22 protein-coding genes and 1 tRNA gene are annotated in these 17,876 nt (G+C 61.8%); 12 read left to right on the top strand and 11 right to left on the bottom strand.

All coding sequences use genetic code 11. From position 1 onward, the window contains the following. The first annotated feature begins 22 nt into the window (after positions 1–22). Complete coding sequence (gene rsmA, locus AB3Y40_RS06420; RefSeq protein ID WP_369437964.1) at positions 23–856, top strand: 16S rRNA (adenine(1518)-N(6)/adenine(1519)-N(6))-dimethyltransferase RsmA; 834 nt, start codon at positions 23–25, stop codon at positions 854–856. On the opposite strand, the gene AB3Y40_RS06415 is transcribed toward rsmA, so the two are convergent. The 8 genes from AB3Y40_RS06415 to AB3Y40_RS06380 all read right to left on the bottom strand — a co-directional run bounded on the left by AB3Y40_RS06415 (position 815) and on the right by AB3Y40_RS06380 (position 7,799). Further along, positions 815–1,465, bottom strand: a complete 651-nt coding sequence (locus AB3Y40_RS06415; RefSeq protein ID WP_369437963.1) for a class I SAM-dependent methyltransferase — start codon at positions 1,463–1,465, stop codon at positions 815–817. The genes rsmA and AB3Y40_RS06415 overlap by 42 nt on opposite strands. Before the next feature lie 130 nt (positions 1,466–1,595). Further along, a complete protein-coding gene (locus AB3Y40_RS06410; protein ID WP_369437962.1) occupies positions 1,596–2,132 on the bottom strand; it encodes a DUF4167 domain-containing protein in 537 nt (178 codons plus the stop codon). 168 nt (positions 2,133–2,300) lie between these two features. Then, positions 2,301–3,167 (bottom strand): peptide chain release factor N(5)-glutamine methyltransferase, encoded by an 867-nt coding sequence (prmC, locus tag AB3Y40_RS06405; protein ID WP_369437961.1) that lies wholly within the window; start codon positions 3,165–3,167, stop codon positions 2,301–2,303. Beyond that, positions 3,164–4,222: a peptide chain release factor 1 gene (gene prfA, locus AB3Y40_RS06400; protein ID WP_369437960.1), complete on the bottom strand. Its 1,059-nt coding sequence runs from the start codon at positions 4,220–4,222 to the stop codon at positions 3,164–3,166. The genes prmC and prfA overlap by 4 nt, the downstream gene beginning before the upstream one ends. A gap of 31 nt (positions 4,223–4,253) precedes the next feature. Next, a complete protein-coding gene (locus AB3Y40_RS06395) occupies positions 4,254–4,694 on the bottom strand; it encodes a DUF1499 domain-containing protein (RefSeq protein WP_369437959.1) in 441 nt (146 codons plus the stop codon). A 24-nt stretch (positions 4,695–4,718) separates the two neighbouring features. Further along, positions 4,719–5,660, bottom strand: a complete 942-nt coding sequence (gene speB / locus AB3Y40_RS06390) for an agmatinase (protein WP_369437958.1) — start codon at positions 5,658–5,660, stop codon at positions 4,719–4,721. Further along, a complete protein-coding gene (gene speB / locus AB3Y40_RS06385) occupies positions 5,660–6,628 on the bottom strand; it encodes an agmatinase (RefSeq protein ID WP_369437957.1) in 969 nt (322 codons plus the stop codon). Before speB (AB3Y40_RS06385) ends, speB (AB3Y40_RS06390) begins: the two co-directional genes overlap by 1 nt. A gap of 4 nt (positions 6,629–6,632) precedes the next feature. Then, entirely contained in the window at positions 6,633–7,799 is a 1,167-nt protein-coding gene (locus tag AB3Y40_RS06380) for a M20 aminoacylase family protein (protein ID WP_369437956.1), read from the bottom strand. A gap of 57 nt (positions 7,800–7,856) precedes the next feature. Between AB3Y40_RS06380 and mazG the strand changes: the two genes are divergently transcribed. The 3 genes from mazG to AB3Y40_RS06365 are packed head-to-tail and all read left to right on the top strand — an operon-like array spanning position 7,857 to position 9,897. After that, entirely contained in the window at positions 7,857–8,678 is an 822-nt protein-coding gene (gene mazG / locus AB3Y40_RS06375; RefSeq protein ID WP_369437955.1) for a nucleoside triphosphate pyrophosphohydrolase, read from the top strand. A 16-nt stretch (positions 8,679–8,694) separates the two neighbouring features. Then, the gene (locus AB3Y40_RS06370) at positions 8,695–9,423 is read left to right on the top strand and encodes an SDR family NAD(P)-dependent oxidoreductase (protein WP_369437954.1); all 729 of its coding nucleotides are present in this window, start codon (positions 8,695–8,697) and stop codon (positions 9,421–9,423) included. A 3-nt stretch (positions 9,424–9,426) separates the two neighbouring features. Further along, positions 9,427–9,897 (top strand): GNAT family N-acetyltransferase, encoded by a 471-nt coding sequence (locus AB3Y40_RS06365; RefSeq protein WP_369437953.1) that lies wholly within the window; start codon positions 9,427–9,429, stop codon positions 9,895–9,897. A 3-nt stretch (positions 9,898–9,900) separates the two neighbouring features. On the opposite strand, the gene AB3Y40_RS06360 is transcribed toward AB3Y40_RS06365, so the two are convergent. Continuing rightward, positions 9,901–11,718 carry an ABC-F family ATP-binding cassette domain-containing protein gene (locus AB3Y40_RS06360; protein WP_369437952.1) on the bottom strand — a complete coding sequence of 606 codons (1,818 nt, stop codon included), beginning with the start codon at positions 11,716–11,718 and terminating at the stop codon, positions 9,901–9,903. Between the two features lie 100 nt (positions 11,719–11,818). Next, positions 11,819–12,529: a GNAT family N-acetyltransferase gene (locus AB3Y40_RS06355; RefSeq protein ID WP_369437951.1), complete on the bottom strand. Its 711-nt coding sequence runs from the start codon at positions 12,527–12,529 to the stop codon at positions 11,819–11,821. A 63-nt stretch (positions 12,530–12,592) separates the two neighbouring features. On the opposite strand from AB3Y40_RS06355, the gene msrB reads away from it, so the two are divergent. Next, positions 12,593–13,000, top strand: a complete 408-nt coding sequence (gene msrB / locus AB3Y40_RS06350) for a peptide-methionine (R)-S-oxide reductase MsrB (protein ID WP_369437950.1) — start codon at positions 12,593–12,595, stop codon at positions 12,998–13,000. Between the two features lie 36 nt (positions 13,001–13,036). On the opposite strand, the gene AB3Y40_RS06345 is transcribed toward msrB, so the two are convergent. Continuing rightward, the gene (locus tag AB3Y40_RS06345) at positions 13,037–13,501 is read right to left on the bottom strand and encodes an outer membrane protein assembly factor BamE (RefSeq protein ID WP_369437949.1); all 465 of its coding nucleotides are present in this window, start codon (positions 13,499–13,501) and stop codon (positions 13,037–13,039) included. Positions 13,502–13,529: 28 nt separating this feature from the next. Here AB3Y40_RS06345 and AB3Y40_RS06340 point away from each other — a divergent pair, with 28 nt between their 5' ends. From AB3Y40_RS06340 to AB3Y40_RS06310, 7 genes are all read left to right on the top strand, one after another. Beyond that, entirely contained in the window at positions 13,530–14,162 is a 633-nt protein-coding gene (locus AB3Y40_RS06340) for a YceD family protein (RefSeq protein ID WP_369437948.1), read from the top strand. 150 nt (positions 14,163–14,312) lie between these two features. Continuing rightward, positions 14,313–14,519 carry a 50S ribosomal protein L32 gene (gene rpmF, locus AB3Y40_RS06335; protein WP_369439616.1) on the top strand — a complete coding sequence of 69 codons (207 nt, stop codon included), beginning with the start codon at positions 14,313–14,315 and terminating at the stop codon, positions 14,517–14,519. 22 nt (positions 14,520–14,541) lie between these two features. Next, positions 14,542–15,660: a phosphate acyltransferase PlsX gene (gene plsX / locus AB3Y40_RS06330; RefSeq protein WP_369437947.1), complete on the top strand. Its 1,119-nt coding sequence runs from the start codon at positions 14,542–14,544 to the stop codon at positions 15,658–15,660. Beyond that, on the top strand, positions 15,657–16,628 hold the full coding sequence (locus tag AB3Y40_RS06325) for a beta-ketoacyl-ACP synthase III (RefSeq protein WP_369437946.1): 972 nt from the start codon (positions 15,657–15,659) through the stop codon (positions 16,626–16,628). The genes plsX and AB3Y40_RS06325 overlap by 4 nt, the downstream gene beginning before the upstream one ends. Before the next feature lie 100 nt (positions 16,629–16,728). Continuing rightward, positions 16,729–17,031, top strand: coding sequence for an integration host factor subunit alpha (gene ihfA / locus AB3Y40_RS06320; protein WP_369437945.1), 303 nt, complete (start codon positions 16,729–16,731; stop codon positions 17,029–17,031). A gap of 15 nt (positions 17,032–17,046) precedes the next feature. Further along, on the top strand, positions 17,047–17,724 hold the full coding sequence (locus tag AB3Y40_RS06315) for a MerR family transcriptional regulator (RefSeq protein WP_369437944.1): 678 nt from the start codon (positions 17,047–17,049) through the stop codon (positions 17,722–17,724). A gap of 48 nt (positions 17,725–17,772) precedes the next feature. Next, positions 17,773–17,849, top strand: a tRNA-Pro gene (locus AB3Y40_RS06310). The last annotated feature ends 27 nt before the right edge of the window (positions 17,850–17,876 follow it).

The raw sequence follows: 17,876 nt of genomic DNA, 5'->3' as shown, positions 1-17,876 counted from the left end.
TTCAAAAGAAAGACCACGCCCCGTGATTGATGACCTGCCTCCACTGCGCCACGTGATTGATGAACACGGGATCGCAGCCAAGAAATCGCTGGGTCAGAATTTTCTGCTGGACCTCAACCTCACAGCCAAAATCGCGCGGCTGGCCGGTGATCTGACCGGGACAGACGTGCTTGAAGTGGGGCCCGGTCCCGGTGGGCTGACACGTGGGTTGCTAGCCGAAGGCGCGCGCCGGGTGCTGGCGATTGAAAAGGACCCGCGCTGTCTGCCTGCGCTCGATCAGATCGCGCAGCGCTATCCGGGCCGGTTGCGCGTGATTGGTGGCGATGCGCTTGACGTGGATGTGGCGCAACACCTGACACCGCCTTACAAGATCGCCGCGAACCTGCCCTATAACGTCGGCACCGAATTGCTGGTGCGCTGGCTGTCGCCGCCTGATTGGCCGCCGCAATGGTCGTCACTGACGCTGATGTTCCAGCGCGAAGTGGCGCAGCGGATCACCGCACAACCGGGCAGCAAGGCCTACGGCCGCCTTGCGATCCTTGCACAATGGCGCAGCGATCCCCGGATCGTGCTTGATCTGCCGCCCGAGGCGTTCAGCCCGGCCCCCAAGGTATCATCAGCCGTGGTGCATTTGACCGCCCTGCCCGCACCGCGCTTTCCCGCAGATGCCGCTACCTTGTCACGGGTTGTGGCCGCGGCGTTCAACCAGCGCCGCAAGATGCTGCGCTCTGCGCTCAAATCCGTCTCTCCTCAGATCGAGGATCATTTGATCGCCGCAGGCATCAAACCGACCGAACGCGCCGAGCAGGTCGGGCTAGAGGCGTTCTGCGCCCTCGCCCGTAGCCTCGCCGGATGAGGGACGTGCGCGTGCGACAATCATGCAGTTCCGGCTGTGGCGCGGCACCATATCGCAACTGACAACTTCGAACCCGGCGGTGCGCACCATCCGTTCCAGCGCCGCGCTTGTCACCATCGACATATGCGGTTTGCGGCCCATCATCCGGCGCAAAAGATCGGGTAGCTTCAGCGCCTGCGTCGGGCCAGCCACCGTTACCGTCCGTGTGATCAACAGGCCACCGGGGCGCAGCAGCCAGTGCATCCGCTGCAAAGCGCGTGGCACGTCATCCAACAGGTGCAGCAGATCAATCCCCAGCACGATGTCCTGATTGCGCGGCAGGCTCGCGTCTTCGGTGCCAAGGCTGACACAGCGCACATTGCCAAGGCTGCGGGTCCGTGCGGCTGCCACGGACACCAGATCTTCGGCGGCATCGCTGCAGATATAGCTGTCCACATGCGGCGCGATGTCCATCGCCAGCCGCCCGTCGCCACCCCCCAGTTCAAGCACCTGATCGCCCGGTTTCACAAAACTCAGAATACGCTCTGCCGTCGCATGTTGTGTCGGACACACCGCATCATGCGTATCCGCCCGCTGGCCCAATTGGGCCAGTGAAACCTTGTCTGGCATTCAGTCTCTCTCCCTGTCGGCCACACACACGGCCAGTCTCCCACGTTTGACTTACCCAAGGGTAAGCCATGTGAAAACCTGACTTTCGGACAGGTCAAAGCAAAACCCCGCCAATTGGCGGGGCTTGCGGTTATTCTGCAGCTTCGGGGGTGTTGCCGGAATCCTGCGGCGGCGCACCGCCGTCATTCTTGGGCGGGCGCGGCTTGCGTTGGCGCGGTTTGCGCTGTGGCTTGCCGCCCTCCGGGTTCGGCTGATCCTCTGACCGCGCCTCGGGTGTCTCGACCAATCCGCTATCTGGTTGATCGCCGCCACCGGCTGCGGCCTCTTCCTGCGCGCGCAGACGTTCGTTGCGCTCGCGGTCACGCTCAGCCTGGCGCTGGCGGTTCTGTTCTTCCTGCTCTTCGCGCTTGGCCTCAACCTCGCGCTGCGCCTCTGCCAGCAGGCGAGTGTAATGCTCTGCGTGCTGGGCGTAGTTTTCCGCATCCACCCGGTCGCCTGACAAGACGGCATCCCGGTGCATCTGGTTGTATTTCTCGATGATCTGCTGCGGCGTGCCGCGCACCTTTCCATCAGGGCCCGAGCTATCGAAAACCCGGTTGATGATATTCCCGCCTGAGGGACGGTTGTTGCGGTTCTTGTTCCGCGACCGCGACTTCGAAGATCTCATGATGTGCTTTCGTCAAGCCTGTGGCAAATGTTGCGCTTTGAAGGGCGTGTCGCAGCAGTGCGATCCAAGGGCCCAAGCGTTTTTGGCGACTTGCCGCGGTGAGCCGATGCTCAACCTGCGACGCCCTTCAAAAAGCATGAAGTCTGACGCAACACAAGCCCAAATCCCTTAAGATGTCGCTAAAACACCCTGACTGCGCGGTTTTTCACCGCTTACGACCCGGTCACGCCCGTCTAGATCGGGTGTCACGGCGATGTTTGCGAATCCCGCATCCGCCAACATCTCGCGGACGGCATCGCCCTGCGTCGGGCCGATTTCCAGCAATAACCGCCCGCCTCGCGTCAAATGTGCCTGCGCCTGTGCGGTCAGAATACGGTAGGCCCCCAGCCCGTCACCCTCGTCGGTCAGCGCCATGCGCGGTTCAAAGTCGCGCACCTCGGGTGCCAACCCCGGCATTTCGTCGGCGGCGATGTAAGGCGGGTTGCTGACAATCAGGTCGAAATCCGCGCCCTCCGGCAGGGCGGCAAACCAGTCGCCTGCGTGAAACTGCACCCGGTCCGCCACGCCCAATCGCGCCGCGTTGCGCCCCGCAACCGCCAGTGCAGCGGGCGATGCATCGGTGCCAACACCAAAACTCGCCACACCAGATTCCGCCAGCAGCGTGGCCAGAATGGCACCCGATCCGGTGCCCAGATCCAGCACCCGCAGGAACGGACGTTTCAGCGCCTCGGCCACCAGAATTTCGGTTTCAGGCCTTGGGTCCAACACGTCGCCGTTGACCTCGAACTGGCGGCCGTAGAACGCGCGCAGGCCCGTCAGATGTGACACCGGCACACGACGCGCCCGCGCCGCCACCATGTCCATGAACGCCGCTTCCTGCGCCACACCCAAAGCGTCCGGCAACACCAGCGTCACCCGGCTGGCGTCGATGTCCAGCGCGTGGGCCAATATGCGGCGCGCATCGCGGGCGGCATCGTCAATGCCCGCATCCTTGAGCGTCGCAATCGCCGCGGCCAACGCCTCTTGTGCGGTCATGCCTCGCCCATCTCGGCCAGCAATTGCGCCTGCGCATCCGCCTGCAGCGCGTCAATCGTTTCATCCAGATCGCCCTGCATCACCTGCCCCAGCGAATAAAGCGTCAGGTTGATCCGGTGATCCGTCATGCGGCCTTGCGGGAAATTATAAGTCCTGATCCGCTCTGACCGGTCGCCCGACCCGACCTGAGACTTCCTGTCCGCCGACCGTTCCGCGTCCACCTTCTGGCGTTCGAGATCAAACAGTCGGGTTTTCAACACCTGCATCGCAATCTCGCGGTTGCGGTGCTGTGATTTTTCGGAACTGACCACAATGATCCCTGTGGGTTCGTGCAGGATACGGACGGCGGAATCGGTGGTGTTCACATGCTGCCCACCTGACCCGCTGGCGCGCATGGTATCAATCCGAATGTCGCCAGGGTTGATCTCGATATCCACGTCCTCGGCCTCGGGCAGCACGGCCACCGTCGCGGCAGAGGTATGGATACGCCCCCCGCTTTCGGTCTCAGGCACCCGCTGCACGCGGTGCACACCGCTTTCATACTTCAACCGGGCAAAGACCCCCTCGCCCGCGACCCGCGCCGTCACCTCTTTGACGCCGCCCAACTCGCTTAAGGATTGTTCGATGATCTCAAACGACCAGCCCTGCTTTTCGGCATAGCGCTGATACATGCGCAGCAGATCTGCTGCAAAAAGCCCCGCCTCATCCCCGCCCGTTCCGGGCCGGATTTCCAGCAGCGCAGGCCGCCCATCAGCGGCATCTTTCGGCAAAAGCGCCAGTTGCACGTCGCTTTCGGATTGCTCTAACGCAGCGCGCAGGTCCGGCAGCTCCATCTCTGCCAACTCTTTCATCTCGGGATCGTCCAGCATCGCCTCGGCATCCGCAATCTGGCTCACCAGCCCCTGATAATGCTGCACCGTCTCAACCACAGGCTTCAACTCGCTGTATTCCTTGGCGAGCGCTGCGATATCGCCCCCATCCACGCCGCCCGACATCTTCGCCTCCAGAAACTGGAAACGGTCGATGATCTGGTGCATGCGGTCGGTGGGTATCATCCCTTGCAGATGCCGCCTGCGCCCGGTTTCGTCAAGACGGCGTCACAACCAGCGGGCCAAGCTGGGACAGCCAACCAATGATCCGATTGCGGTTCACCGCCAAATCCGCAGCACCAAACTTTGACCGGCCATAGATGACCAACAGCCCATCCTGAAACGCCACCGTGGTAAAATCAGGAAAACCCCAGATCAGGCTGCGGGTCTGAAACACCAGCATATTCTGATCGACGCCGCCCGCGATCAACTGCGTCCGTGGCGCTGCAATTGCGGCGCTTTCCAACGCGCGCAACACGCCCTCTTGGGTGGTCTGCACCTCACGCGCCGCCAGATAGCTGCGCGGTCCGGTGATGCTTTGCACGCCATCAACAGGCGGGATGTCCACCCAATTTGCAGGATCAATCGGCGCAAACCGCACCCAAAACGCGGCGCAAATCAGAAAAACGCCGAGAAGCGCAAAGATCTTAGGAAACAAAGCCGTCCGCCCTTTTACTGCTGGCTACCGATATTGCACGCCGGGCAGGATCGACAAGAGTTCAAACATCAGGTTCGCCCCCGTCAGCGCGGTGTTCCCGCTGGTGTCGTAAGGCGGCGACACCTCCACCAGATCGCAGCCCACAATGTTCAATCCTTTCAACCCCCGGATTAGCTCCATCGCTTGAGGCGTGGTCAGCCCGCCGATCTCTGGTGTGCCAGTGCCGGGGGCATAGGCCGGATCAAGTGAATCGATGTCGTAAGTGATATACGTCGGGTGATTCCCGATCTGCGCGCGGATACTTTCCCCCAATGGCGTCAAAGACTTATGCCACAAGGTTGGTGCCAGATACTGATTGAACCCCCAGCCCGCAGCCTCGGTGAAATCATCCGCAGTGTAGCCCGTGCCGCGCAACCCAATCTGATGCACCTTGTCGGCCACGATAATCCCTTCTTCATAGGCGCGGCGGAAGACCGTGCCGTGGGTCTCGCGCTCGCCGAACATCTCGTCGTTGACATCCGCATGGGCATCCACATGCACCAGCGCGACAGGTCCGTGTTTCTTGGCAATCGACCGCAGGATCGGCAGCGTCATCGTGTGATCCCCGCCAAGGCCCATCGGAATCACATCATGAGTGAGGTGTGCATCGTAAGTCTCTGTAATAATGCGAATTGTGTCGCTCAGGCTAAACGTATTCACCGCCACATCACCCAGGTCCGCACAGTTCAGCGCATCAAAAGGCGCGGCCCCGGTCTGAATGTTATAGGGCCGGATCATCGCGCTTTCCTGCCGCAGCTGTTTCGGCCCGAACCGTGTGCCGGATCGCCAGCTTGTGCCAATATCCATCGGCACCCCGATAAACCCCACATCCAGCCCCTCAGCTGTCACCGCTTCTGGCAGCCGCATAAAGGTCTGCGGCCCGGAAAACCGCGCCAGATCGTTCCCCGAAATCGGCATCGCTGGCATCATTTTTTCCTTTTGTTCCAAAGGTTCAGGCAAATCAGTTCCATCGCCACATGCGCCCCTGCGATCGCCGTGGCCCCCGTGGTGTCATAGGGTGGAGAGACTTCAACCACGTCGCCCCCCACCATGTTGATCCCCGCCAGATCGCGCAGCATCGCCGCCGCCTGCCAACTGGCCAGCCCGCCCCAGACCGGCGTGCCCGTGCCGGGCGCAAAGGCCGGGTCCAGCGCATCAATGTCAAAGGTCAGATAGGTGGGGTGCTGACCGACAATTTCCTTAATCCGATCAACAACATACGCGCTGCCCTTCTCGTGACAGGTCCGCGCGTCAATATAGGGCATCCCGCAGTAATCCTCGCACTCGGTCCGGATGCCGACCTGCACCGACCGCGTCACATCCACCAGCCCCAGTTTCACGGCCTTGTACATGAACGTCCCGTGATCAATCCGTTCCATGTCGTCATCCGCCCACAGATCACTGTGCGCATCAAACTGGATCACCGACATCGGCCCGAATTTCGCCGCGTAAGCCTTAAGAATCGGGAGCGTTATGAAATGATCGCCCCCCAGCGTGATCGACCCGACCCCGGCCTCCAGAATGCCCGCGATATGCGCCTCCAGCAGGCCAGGAAAGCTGGGTGTATGGGCATAATCAAAGGCCACATCGCCGTAGTCCACGACAGCAAACTCGCTCAGCGGGTCAAATCCGTCCCAACCATAGGGCGGATCATAGGGTTGCAGGCATGATGCCTCTCGGATCGCGCGCGGGCCGAACCGCGTGCCGGTCCGGTGCGTCACCGCCTGATCAAACGGCACCCCGGTGATCGCCAGATCAGCCCCGCTCAGGTCTTTGGAATAGGTCCGCCGCAGGAACGACACCGCCCCGCCAAAAGCGTTTTCATACCCCAACCCCGAAAGCCCCTTGCGGGTGAAGGCCAGATCAATCTGCTTTTTTGCATTATCCAGCGTCACAAAGTTACCCCTTCACCGGCTGCGCCCGTTCAACCAATCGCGCAAAGAAGGACGCGCCATAAGCGGCTGTTTCATCGTCAAAATCATAACCCGGGTGATGTAGCCCGGCAGTATCCCCATTGCCCACGAACAAATAGGCTCCGGGCCGCGCGTTCAGCAGATAGGAAAAATCCTCGGCGCCCATCTCGGCAGCGGCGCCCGTCTCTACGCCCGCGTCGCCCGCAATCTCGCGCGCGACCTCTGCGGCAAAGGCCGCGCGGTCTGGGTCATTCACCGTCGCGGGATAACCGACCTCATAGGAGAATTCTGCCTCCACCCCATAGGACGCCGCCTGCCCGGCAATCACCTCTGGCAGGCGCTTTTGCACCATCTCTTGCGTCCCCTTATCAAAGGTTCGCACCGTGCCGTTGATATAGGCCGTCTCGGGGATCACGTTGTTGACCGTGCCCGCGTGAATTTGCGTCACCGAAATCACGATCTCCTTTCGGCCATCGTGGTTGCGGCTGACAATCGTCTGGATCGCCTGCACCATGCCCACCGCGGCAACAATCGGGTCAATGCATTCCTGCGGATAGGCGCCATGTCCGCCCTTGCCGGTGATGTGGACATCAAACGTGTCCACCGCCGCCATGATCGGCCCCAGCGTGGTATAAAACTGCCCCACCGGCGTGCCGGGCGCATTGTGCAGCGCATAAACCTCGCCCACGTCAAACCGGTCAAGAACCCCTTCCTGCACCATCACATTGCCACCGCCGCCCTCTTCCTCGGCTGGCTGAAAGATCAGCGCCACACGGCCACTGAAATTGCGCGTCTCTGCCAAATATTGCGCGGCCCCCAGCAGCATCGTGGTATGCCCGTCATGGCCGCAGGCATGCATCATGCCGTCCACTTGACTGGCGTAGTCCAGCCCGGTCTGTTCCGCCATCGGCAGCGCATCCATATCCGCGCGCAACCCAATGGTCGGCCCCTCACCCTGCCCGTTGATGATCGCCACAATCCCGCTTTCCGCGATACCTTCGTGGATTTCATCGACCCCAAAGGCGCGCAGCTTTTCGGCCACAAAACCCGCCGTCTTGTGACAGTCAAACATCAGCTCTGGCATGGTGTGCAGATGCCGCCGCCAGGTCTTCATCTCTTCGGCATATCCCGCAATCCGGTTCACAACTGGCATGGCCTTCACTCCCCTGGCTCGTTAGCCTCAGACAACACCAGCAAGGACGCTTTCGCAATGCCCGACAATGACCCCCTGATCCATGATCCCAACGGCGGGATGCCGCGCCTTTTGGAAATCATGCGCCGGCTGCGCGACCCTGACACCGGCTGCCCCTGGGATATTGAACAGGATTTCGACACCATCACCCCCTACACGATTGAAGAGGCTTACGAGGTCGCAGACGCCATCCAGCGCCGCGACTGGGCAGAGCTTGAAGGGGAGCTGGGCGATCTGCTTTTGCAATCCGTCTACCACACCCAAATGGGGGCCGAGGCCGGGCATTTCACCTTCGATACCGTTGTACGCAACATCTCTGACAAGATGGTCGCCCGTCACCCGCATGTCTTTGGCGACGAATCGCGCGACAAATCCGCCGATCAACAGACCGCCGACTGGGAGGCGATCAAAGCGCAAGAGCGCGCGGGCAAAAAGGAAACCCGCACGCTTGACGGCGTAGCCCTTGGCCTGCCTGCCCTGATGCGCGCCGTGAAACTGCAAAAACGCGCCGCCCGCGTCGGCTTTGACTGGCCCGATGTGCGGCACGTCGTCGACAAAATCACCGAAGAGGCCGCCGAACTGGTCGAAGCACGCGATACCCTTACCCATGAGGCTATGACCGAAGAATACGGCGATATGCTCTTTGTGATGGCCAACCTCGCCCGCCACCTCAAGATCGACCCAGAGGAAGCCCTGCGCGCCGCCAACGCCAAATTCACCCGTCGTTTCGAAGCCATCGAAGACGCGCTCGCCGCCCAGGGCCGGAAACCTGCCGACAGCGATCTGGCTGAAATGGACGCGCTCTGGGACGCCGCGAAAGCGGTAGAGAAACGCAACTGACGCAGGGGATCAGCACATGGACATCACAACGACCCGCGCCATCGTCACCGGCGGCGCCTCCGGCCTTGGGGCTGCCACCGCCAAGGCACTGATCGACGCCGGCGCACAGGTCACGATCTTTGATCTGGCCGCCCGTGGCGCCGATTATGCCGCCCAGATCGGCGCTTTCTTTGCCGCGGTGGACGTTACCGACGAAACCAGCGTTGCCAAAGGCTTGAACAACGCAATTGATGCCATGGGCGGGCTGAATGCAGCCGTCAATTGTGCAGGCATAGCCACCACCGAAAAGACCCTCGGCCGTGATGGCCCGCACGCGCAATCCAGCTTTGACCGCACGCTCAAGATTAATCTCTCTGGCACCTTCAACATCTGCCGTCTCGCTGCCGCGCGCATGGATCAAGGTGGTGTGCTGGTCAACACTGCCTCGGTCGCAGCCTTTGACGGGCAAAAGGGTCAGGCCGCCTATGCCGCCTCGAAATCCGGCATCGCGGGCCTGTCCCTGCCAATGGCCCGCGATCTGGCGCGGGGCGGCATCCGCGTGCTGGCCATCGCGCCGGGCATCTTCCGTACCCCGATGCTCGAAGGTCTGGGGCAAGAGGTCATGGATGGCCTCGCCGCTGACGTGATCTATCCGCCCCGCCTTGGCGACCCATCCGAATTTGCCGCCCTCGTGCGCCACATCATCGAAAACGACTACCTCAACGGCACCACCATCCGCCTCGATGGTGCGCTGCGGATGCCATAGGCGATGTCCTTCGTCGTCAGACCGCTTTCTGACCCCGGCGTTGCGCGAGCGCTTTGCGACAGCATCCTTGCTACCCTGCCCGACTGGTTCGGTCCCCGTGACATTTATCAGGACTACCTTGAAGACGTGCAGGACCGCCCGGCCTTTGCTGCATCGCTCGATGGCAGTGATCAAGGCATCATGGCCCTAACACAAACATCCGCCGCCGCGGTTGATATCCACCTGATGGCTGTCGCGCCTGCGGCCCACGGCAAAGGCCTAGGCCATGCGATGGTGGGGGAAGCCCAGACCTTTGCGCGCGACCGTGGTGCCGCATTCCTGACCGTCAAAACCCTCGGCCCCTCACGCGACAATGCGGCCTACGCGCTAACGCGGGCGTTCTACCGCCGTCAAGGGTTTGAACCGGTTGAAGAATTTATCGACTTCTGGGGCGAAGGCTATCCAATGCTGCTGCTCTGTCAGTCGACGCGCTGACCCTCAGCCTTCGCCTGCCGCTTTGTCTTCCAGCTCCAGCCACTCGTCTTCCGCCGCGGCAAGCGCCGCTTGCCGTTCCACCAATGCCTCTGTCGCCTTCTGGAATTTCACAGGGGCCTCTGCGAACAGCTTTGGATCAGCCAACAAGACCTCCAGCTTGCCAATTTCGGCGGTCAGCCGGTCGATCACATCCGGCAACTCCGCCAATCGGTGCTTTTCGGTGAACGACATCTTTGCCTTGGGCGCGGCCACCTCAACCTGCTTTTCCTTCTTGGCCAAGGGCTTGGTCGCCACCTTGGCCTCTGCAAAATCGCCGCCGCGCTGGCTGCGATAGTCGCTCCATCCGCCCGCATAAACCACCGCTTGCCCGCGTCCCTCCATCGCGACCGTGGTCGTGGCGACCCGGTCCAGAAAATCGCGGTCGTGGCTGACCAGCAGCACCGTGCCGTCGTAATCGCCCAGAATGTCCTGCAACAAATCCAGCGTTTCGATATCCAGATCGTTGGTCGGCTCGTCCAACACGATCAGATTGGCGCTTTGCGCCATCAACCGCGCCAGCAACAGCCGCGCCTTTTCGCCACCAGAAAGCGATTTCACCTGCGCGCGGGCCTGCGCGTCATCAAACAGAAAATCCTTGAGATAGCTAACCACATGGCGCGGCTTGCCCTGCACCATCACCTGATCGGACTTGCCAGCCCCCCCAAGGGCCGGATCATTGACCAGCGAATCCCAGAGCGTCGCCTCAGGATCCAACTGCGCGCGCGCCTGATCGAAAACCACCACATCCAGATTGGTGCCGTGCTTGACCGTGCCCGCATCCGGTTGAACGTCGCCCAGCAACATCTTGATCAACGTGGTTTTTCCAACGCCATTGGGTCCGACAAAGGCGACCCGGTCACCGCGCTGCACCGTCAGATCAAAGCCCGTCACGATGGATTTACCGTCAAAGGATTTCGCCAGCCCCTTGGCCTCGATCACCTTGCGACCCGATTGCTGGCCTGCCTCAAACGTCAACGCCGCATTGCCCTGCCGCTTGATCTGCGCGGCGCGCTCGGCGCGCAAATCCTGCAACGCCCGCACCCGCCCCATGTTGCGCTTGCGCCGGGCCGAGATACCCTCAACTGCCCAACGCGCCTCGGCCTTGATCTTGCGGTTCAGCTTGTGGCGCTGCTGATCCTCTTCATCCCACAGCTTGTCGCGCCAGGCCTCAAACCGGTCAAAGCCTTCTTCTGCCCGCCGCACCTGCCCGCGATCAATCCACAGTGTCGCGCGGGTCAGTGCGGACAGAAACGCGCGGTCGTGACTGATCAGCACGAAACCAGCCCGCGTCTGCGCCAGCTCCGCCTCCAGCCATTGCACCGCTTCGATGTCCAGATGATTGGTCGGCTCGTCCAGCAACATTAACCCCGGCGCTTCCGCCATCAACTTGGCCAGTGCGGCGCGCCGCCGCTCGCCACCCGATGCGGTGGCCACATCGCCTGCGGGGTCAAATTTCAGGCCCTCTGCCACCATTTCGACCTTGTAGGCGTCGGCTTCTTCCATGCCGCTGACCGCATAATCGCCCAAGGTCGCAAACCCTGCCATATCAGGGTCTTGCTCCATGTAGCCCACCGTCACACCGGGGGCTGCCACAACACTTCCGGTGTCGGCCTCTACCAACCCGGCCATCACCTTCATCAAGGTCGACTTGCCTGACCCGTTGCGCCCCACCAGCGCCACCCGGTCGCCCGGCTGCACAACCAATGACAGGTCTTCAAACACGGGATCGCCGCCAAAGGTCAGGGCGATGTCGGACAATTGCAAAAGCGGAGTACGGGCCATGCCGCCCAGCTAGAACGCGCGCAAGATCAGCGCAAGTCCTTCACGTCTTCTGGCTAAAATAATCCCCGTGCTGCAGGCCCAATTTTTCGTCGAAAAATTCCTATGCCAACATCGCACGCAGCGCCGCCGCCCGCCGCGCAGGCACTTTGGCCATCTCAAGCCCGGTGAACACATGCAGCGTCTGCATCTCCCGGTCGATCACCGCGTGATCGCTGACCCATCCGCCCATGCCCAGATAACTGCGCAACAGGGGCGGCATCGGCTCCCGATCAGGACCGCCAGTGACCGCATCCAGCCGCACAACCTCGCGCGCCCTGATCCCCGGCGCGATCTCTGGCGGGGCCAGATGCCGGTCTGCCAGCCGCTGAAACACCGCCCTGTAAGGCCCCGGATCGACCCCTTCAAAGCTCGCACAGCCAAAGATCAGGCCAATCCGCCGCGCATCCACCACCTGTGTCAGCACACCCCACAAAAGCCGCAGCACATCGCCGTCTTGCGCGCCCGGCGCGATACAGAACCGCCCCAGCTCCAGCATCGGCGCGCCAAAATCGGCCAAACGGCGCAGATCATAGCGCGCCCCGCCATAGGTCTGGGCCAAATCACCCCCTTCAACCACCCGGATGCGGCAGGTCGCCACCAACCGCCCGCCATCGGCGATCATCAGATGATCGCATGTCTGATCATAGCTTTCCGCATCCAGCCCTTCGCAACCAAAGAAGCACCGATAGCGCAATTGCTGGCAGGCCACGATATCCGCGTCACTTCCAGCCTGGCGGACCCCATATCGGCCCATGCGAAACGCAATCGTCATAGCAACTCACCTTGCGGGTTGATCCGCGCTGACTAGATTAAGGCCACGGGCTGAAAAAGGAATATGACAGTGGTTGAAAAAGTGACCAAAACAGATGCCGAATGGCGCGCGGACCTTTCGGACATGGCCTATAAGGTGCTGCGCAAACATGGCACCGAACGCGCCGGCACCCATGACAACTTTCCCAAAGACCCCGGCACATTTGCCTGCGCGGGCTGTGGGACGCCGCTTTTTGCGCAAGACACAAAATTCGAAAGCGGCACCGGTTGGCCGTCGTTCTACGCGCCCCTTGATGCTGAAATGGTTGGCGAAAAAGAGGATCGCAGCTTTTTCATGCGCCGCACAGAGGTGCATTGTAACCGCTGTGACGGACATCTGGGCCATGTCTTTCCCGACGGGCCACAACCCACCGGCCTGCGCTATTGCATCAATGGCGCGGCGCTGTCGTTTGAACCCGACAACACCGACTAAGCAACCCAGCACACCGGCCCCTTGGGCCGGGTGCACCTAGTTTTCACCGATGAAGTCAGCGGCGTTCACACGCCCGATGTTGCCCAAAAGCTGCCGGATGAACGTGGTATCGGCAATGTTATCGTCGGTGACGCGCCGCGACAGCACGATCACGCGCCCATCTTCCAGCCCGAACCGCTCGATATTGCGGACCACTCCGGCGCTATCAAAACGAATGGCCAGCACCTCGCGCGAAATCTCAACGGGGGCTACGGCACCGTAATGGCGGAATTTGCTGGCGACATAGTAATAGTCACCGCCCGCCGGCACACCACCCGCACTGGGCGGTCCCACCAGTTGCGCCACAGCCTCGCGGCTGTCCTGTCCGATCACGATCCGGTCCAGATCTTCCTGAAACGGGATAAAGCCGTGATTGCGGATGACCGGGTTGCAAGCCACCGCCAGGATCAGCACACCCAACGCCATCACAGACCGCATCCGCGCACTCAAGCCAAGTTTCATTCCGGTCTGCCCTCTTGCCTCGGCCGATATGGCCTTTTATCCCCCCTACAACATCGCAGTGCCCCAATTCAAGAATGGAACCATTCCCTTGGTGACCTTGCCCAGCACGATCCTGCGCCTCGCAGACCTCACAAACCGCCGCGCAACGACCTTTGCGCTGGTGCCTTCGGGTGATGAAATGCGCGCAATTGCGGCACATCTTGACCTGCGTGGCCTGCGCAAACTGCGTTTTGCCGGTGAAATTGCCCCGCTGGGTGACACCGACTGGACCCTGACCGCGCAACTGGGCGCCACCGTGACACAAGATTGTGTTGTGACACTTGATGCGGTGAACACCCGCATTGATACCCCCGTGACCCGGACCTATGCCGCCGATCTGGTGGAACCCGACGCAGCAGAGGTCGAAATGCCCGAAGACGACACGGTCGAACCTTTGCCCGCAACCGTGGATGTCGCCGCGGTGATGATCGAGGCGCTCTCGCTCGCCCTGCCCGATTTCCCCCGCGCCGAAGGTGCCAACCTTGGTCAGGCGCAGTTCACCGAACCGGGATCCACCGCGATGTCGGACGATGATGCCAAGCCTTTTGCGGGCCTTGCCGCCCTGCGTGACAGCCTTGCGGATGACGCCCCGAATGACGCCGGCGAAGAGGGTGAAAAATAGCCCCGAAAAAGGGTTGCGCTGAAAAGGAATCGCAGTATGTTCCGCCAACTTCTAACACCCCCACTCGACAGGGCCGCCCCAGTGGCATAAGACCCCGCAGAGTTCTTGAAAATCCGGGCCGCTATGGCCCCCCAGACGATAGGTGGCGATATGGCCGTCCAGCAGAATAAAGTCTCCAAGTCACGCCGCAACAATCGCCGCGCGCATGATGCATTGGTGGCTGCAAACCCCAACGAATGCGACAACTGTGGCGAGCTGAAGCGCCCGCACCACGTTTGCCCCTCTTGCGGTCACTACGCCACGCGCGAAGTTGTGGCACAGGCAAACGAGATTGATCTGGACGACGACGCAGCCTAAGGGCTGAGACAGGCAGCATCCCATGACCAACGGCCAGACGGACCACAATCCGACGCCTGCGTCAGCTGCCCACGTCCTCTCTGTTGACGCCATGGGTGGCGATTCCGGGCCTGCAACGGTGGTTGCGGGCCTTGCGCGTTTTCTGTCCAAGAACCCGCGCGCACAGGCGATTTTGCACGGGTCCGAAACCAAGCTGCAAAAGCACGTCACCAAACACCGGATCGCGGACCGGGTGACGATCCGCAACACCACCGATGTGGTCAAAATGACCGACAAGCCAAGCCAGGCGCTGCGCTCGGGCAAGCAGACCTCCATGTGGTCCGCGATCGAGGCGGTGCGCAATGGCGAAGCGGGCGTGGTGATCTCTTGCGGCAACACCGGCGCGCTGATGGCGATGTCGATGCTGCGCCTGCGCAAGGCCGAAGGCGTGAACCGCCCCGCCATCGCCTGTCTCTGGCCCAGCCGTAATGCCCAAGGCTACAACGTCATGCTTGACGCGGGTGCCGACATCCGCGCCGATCAGGACGACCTTTTGACCTATGCGCTGATGGGCGCATCCTATGCCCGCAACGCCTTTGATCTGGCCCGCCCGCGCATCGGCCTGCTGAACGTGGGCGTCGAAGAACATAAAGGCCGCGCCGAACTCAAAGTCGCACATGAAATGATCGGCTCTGCCGCGCCCAAGGGCGAATTTGAATATATCGGCTTTGTCGAAGGCGGCGATCTCCCGTCCGAGCGTGTAGACGTCATCGTCACCGATGGGTTCACCGGCAACGTGGCGCTGAAAACCGGCGAAGGCACCGCCAACCTGATCTCTGAATCGCTGCGCTCCGCGTTCAAGCGTAACCCCCTGTCGATGCTGGGGGCGCTGATGGCCCGTGGCTCGCTGAACTGGCTGCGCAAACGGATCGACCCGCGCCGTGTGAACGGCGGCGTGTTCCTGGGCCTCAACAAGACCGTGATCAAAAGCCACGGCTCTGCGGATGCCACTGGCGTTGCCGCCGCACTTGCCCTTGGCTACCGCCTCGCACAATCGGGCTTTTCGGACAAACTGGCCGCACGGGTTGCCACAGCCGCCGCCCTCGCCCAAGATACGATCCAAACAGGTGCACAAGACACCGCAAAGGATACAGGCAAATGACAAGACGCGCTGTGGTCAAAGGTGTCGGGCACTACCTGCCCGAACGCGTGGTGCCAAATGCCGAGTTTGAAAAATCGCTCGACACGTCCAATGAATGGATCATCAGCCGTTCCGGCATAGAACGCCGTCACTTCGCAGCCGAAGGCGAAACCACCTCAGACCTGGCCACCCACGCCGCCAAAGCGGCCCTTGCCGACGCTGGCATTGACGGCGCAGACATCGACGCCATCGTGTTGGCGACCTCCACCGCCGATATGACCTTTCCCTCTGCGGCCACGATGGTGCAGGCCAATATCGGCAACACCAAAGGGTTTGCCTTTGATGTGCAAGCCGTTTGCGCGGGCTTTGTCTTTGCGCTGACCAACGCCAATGCGCTGATCGCCTCCGGTCAGGCCGACCGCGTGCTGGTCATTGGCGCCGAAACCTTCAGCCGCATCATGGACTGGACAGACCGGTCCACCTGCGTGCTCTTTGGCGACGGCGCTGGCGCGCTGGTACTCGCGGCGGAAACCGGTGATGGCACCGCCGCCGACCGCGGCGTGCTGTCAACCGACCTCAATTCGGACGGACGCTTCCGCGACCTGCTCTATGTGGACGGCGGCGTTGCCACTCAAAACACCGGTGTCCTCCGCATGGAAGGCAAAGAGGTGTTCCGCCACGCCGTTGAAAAGCTTGCACAAACCGCACACACCGCCCTTGATAAAGTAGGCCTGGGTGCGGATGACGTCGACTGGGTCGTTCCGCATCAGGCCAATATCCGCATCATCCAATCCACCGCCAAAAAGCTGGGCGTCGGCATGGATCGCGTCGTTGTCACCGTGCAGGATCACGGCAATACCTCTGCCGCATCCATCCCCTTGGCCCTGTCCGTGGGCAAGGCCAACGGCCAGATCAAACCCGGTGATTTGATCGTGACAGAGGCGATCGGCGGCGGTCTGGCTTGGGGTGCCGTGGTTCTGCGCTGGTAAATTGAGCAAAAGCCCACCTTTAACGCCGCCATCCAAGCCCTTGTTATTGACTCTGAAAATCCCCTCCGCCTAAGGTCTTTCGAAACCGCAGGGGGAAATTATGGCCGATAAGACTTTGACACGTATGGATCTCGCAGATGCCGTCCACAGCCAGGTGGGCCTGTCGCGCAACGAAAGCGCTGATCTTGTTGAACGTGTGCTGACCCATGTCTCTGATGCGCTGGTGCGTGGCGAGCAGGTCAAAATCTCGTCCTTCGGCACCTTCTCGGTCCGTGAAAAAGCCGCCCGCGTGGGCCGCAACCCCAAGACCGGGGAAGAGGTGCCGATCCACCCCCGCCGCGTTCTGACCTTCCGTCCAAGCCACCTGATGAAAGATCGGGTTGCGGCAGGCAACAAGAAATAACGACAGGAGCCGCCCGTGGCCAAAGCCCGCGACGCCTTCCGCACCATCTCTGAAGTCTCTGACTGGCTGGATACGCCCGCCCATGTGCTGCGTTTCTGGGAAAGCAAGTTCGCACAGGTGAAACCCGTCAAACGCGCAGGTGGCCGCCGGTACTACCGGCCAGAGGATATGCAGCTTCTGGGTGGCATCAAGATCCTGCTGCACGAACAGGGCATGACGATCAAAGGCGCGCAGAAACTGCTGCGCGAACAGGGCGTCAAACATGTGGCGGCCCTGTCACCCGATCCCACCGCATCTGCGCCAGAGGTGAAGGCGGCGATGCCGCCACCGGCACAGGCCCCGGCGGCTGAACCGGCACCCGTCGTTCCGGCAGATGTTGAACCACCGGCCCCCGCCCCTGTCACCGCAGCACCTGCGGCAGCACCGGACCCAACGCCTGTGGCCGACAATGTCACACCGCTGACCGCCATGCCGCCGCCCACAGCCCCTGCAGAACCGGTCAATACGCCCGCAGCCCCTGCAGCAACGGCCCCTGAACCGGCCCTCCCGCGCGAGGCGAAAACGCCCGCAGAACCGCGCATTTTTGCAGCCCTCCGCGACGCCAGCGACGACCGCTTGCGCGCCAAGGCTGCCCAGATCGCACCGCTTGTCGCACGGCTTCAGGATGTGCGCGACCGGATGCGGCAAAGCTGACACTTCGGGCTTGCCCTGCCGCGATTTTCGGGTAAACACGCGCTCAGTCGGGCTATAGCGCAGCCTGGTAGCGCGTCCGTCTGGGGGACGGAAGGTCGCAGGTTCGAGTCCTGCTAGCCCGACCAATCAAACCGCCCGCGTCCGTCGCGGGC

Origin of the sequence: Yoonia sp. R2331 (genome assembly GCF_041103235.1) — a bacterium.
Lineage (GTDB): Bacteria > Pseudomonadota > Alphaproteobacteria > Rhodobacterales > Rhodobacteraceae > CANMYO01.
This window is presented reverse-complemented; position numbering and strand designations above follow the sequence as displayed.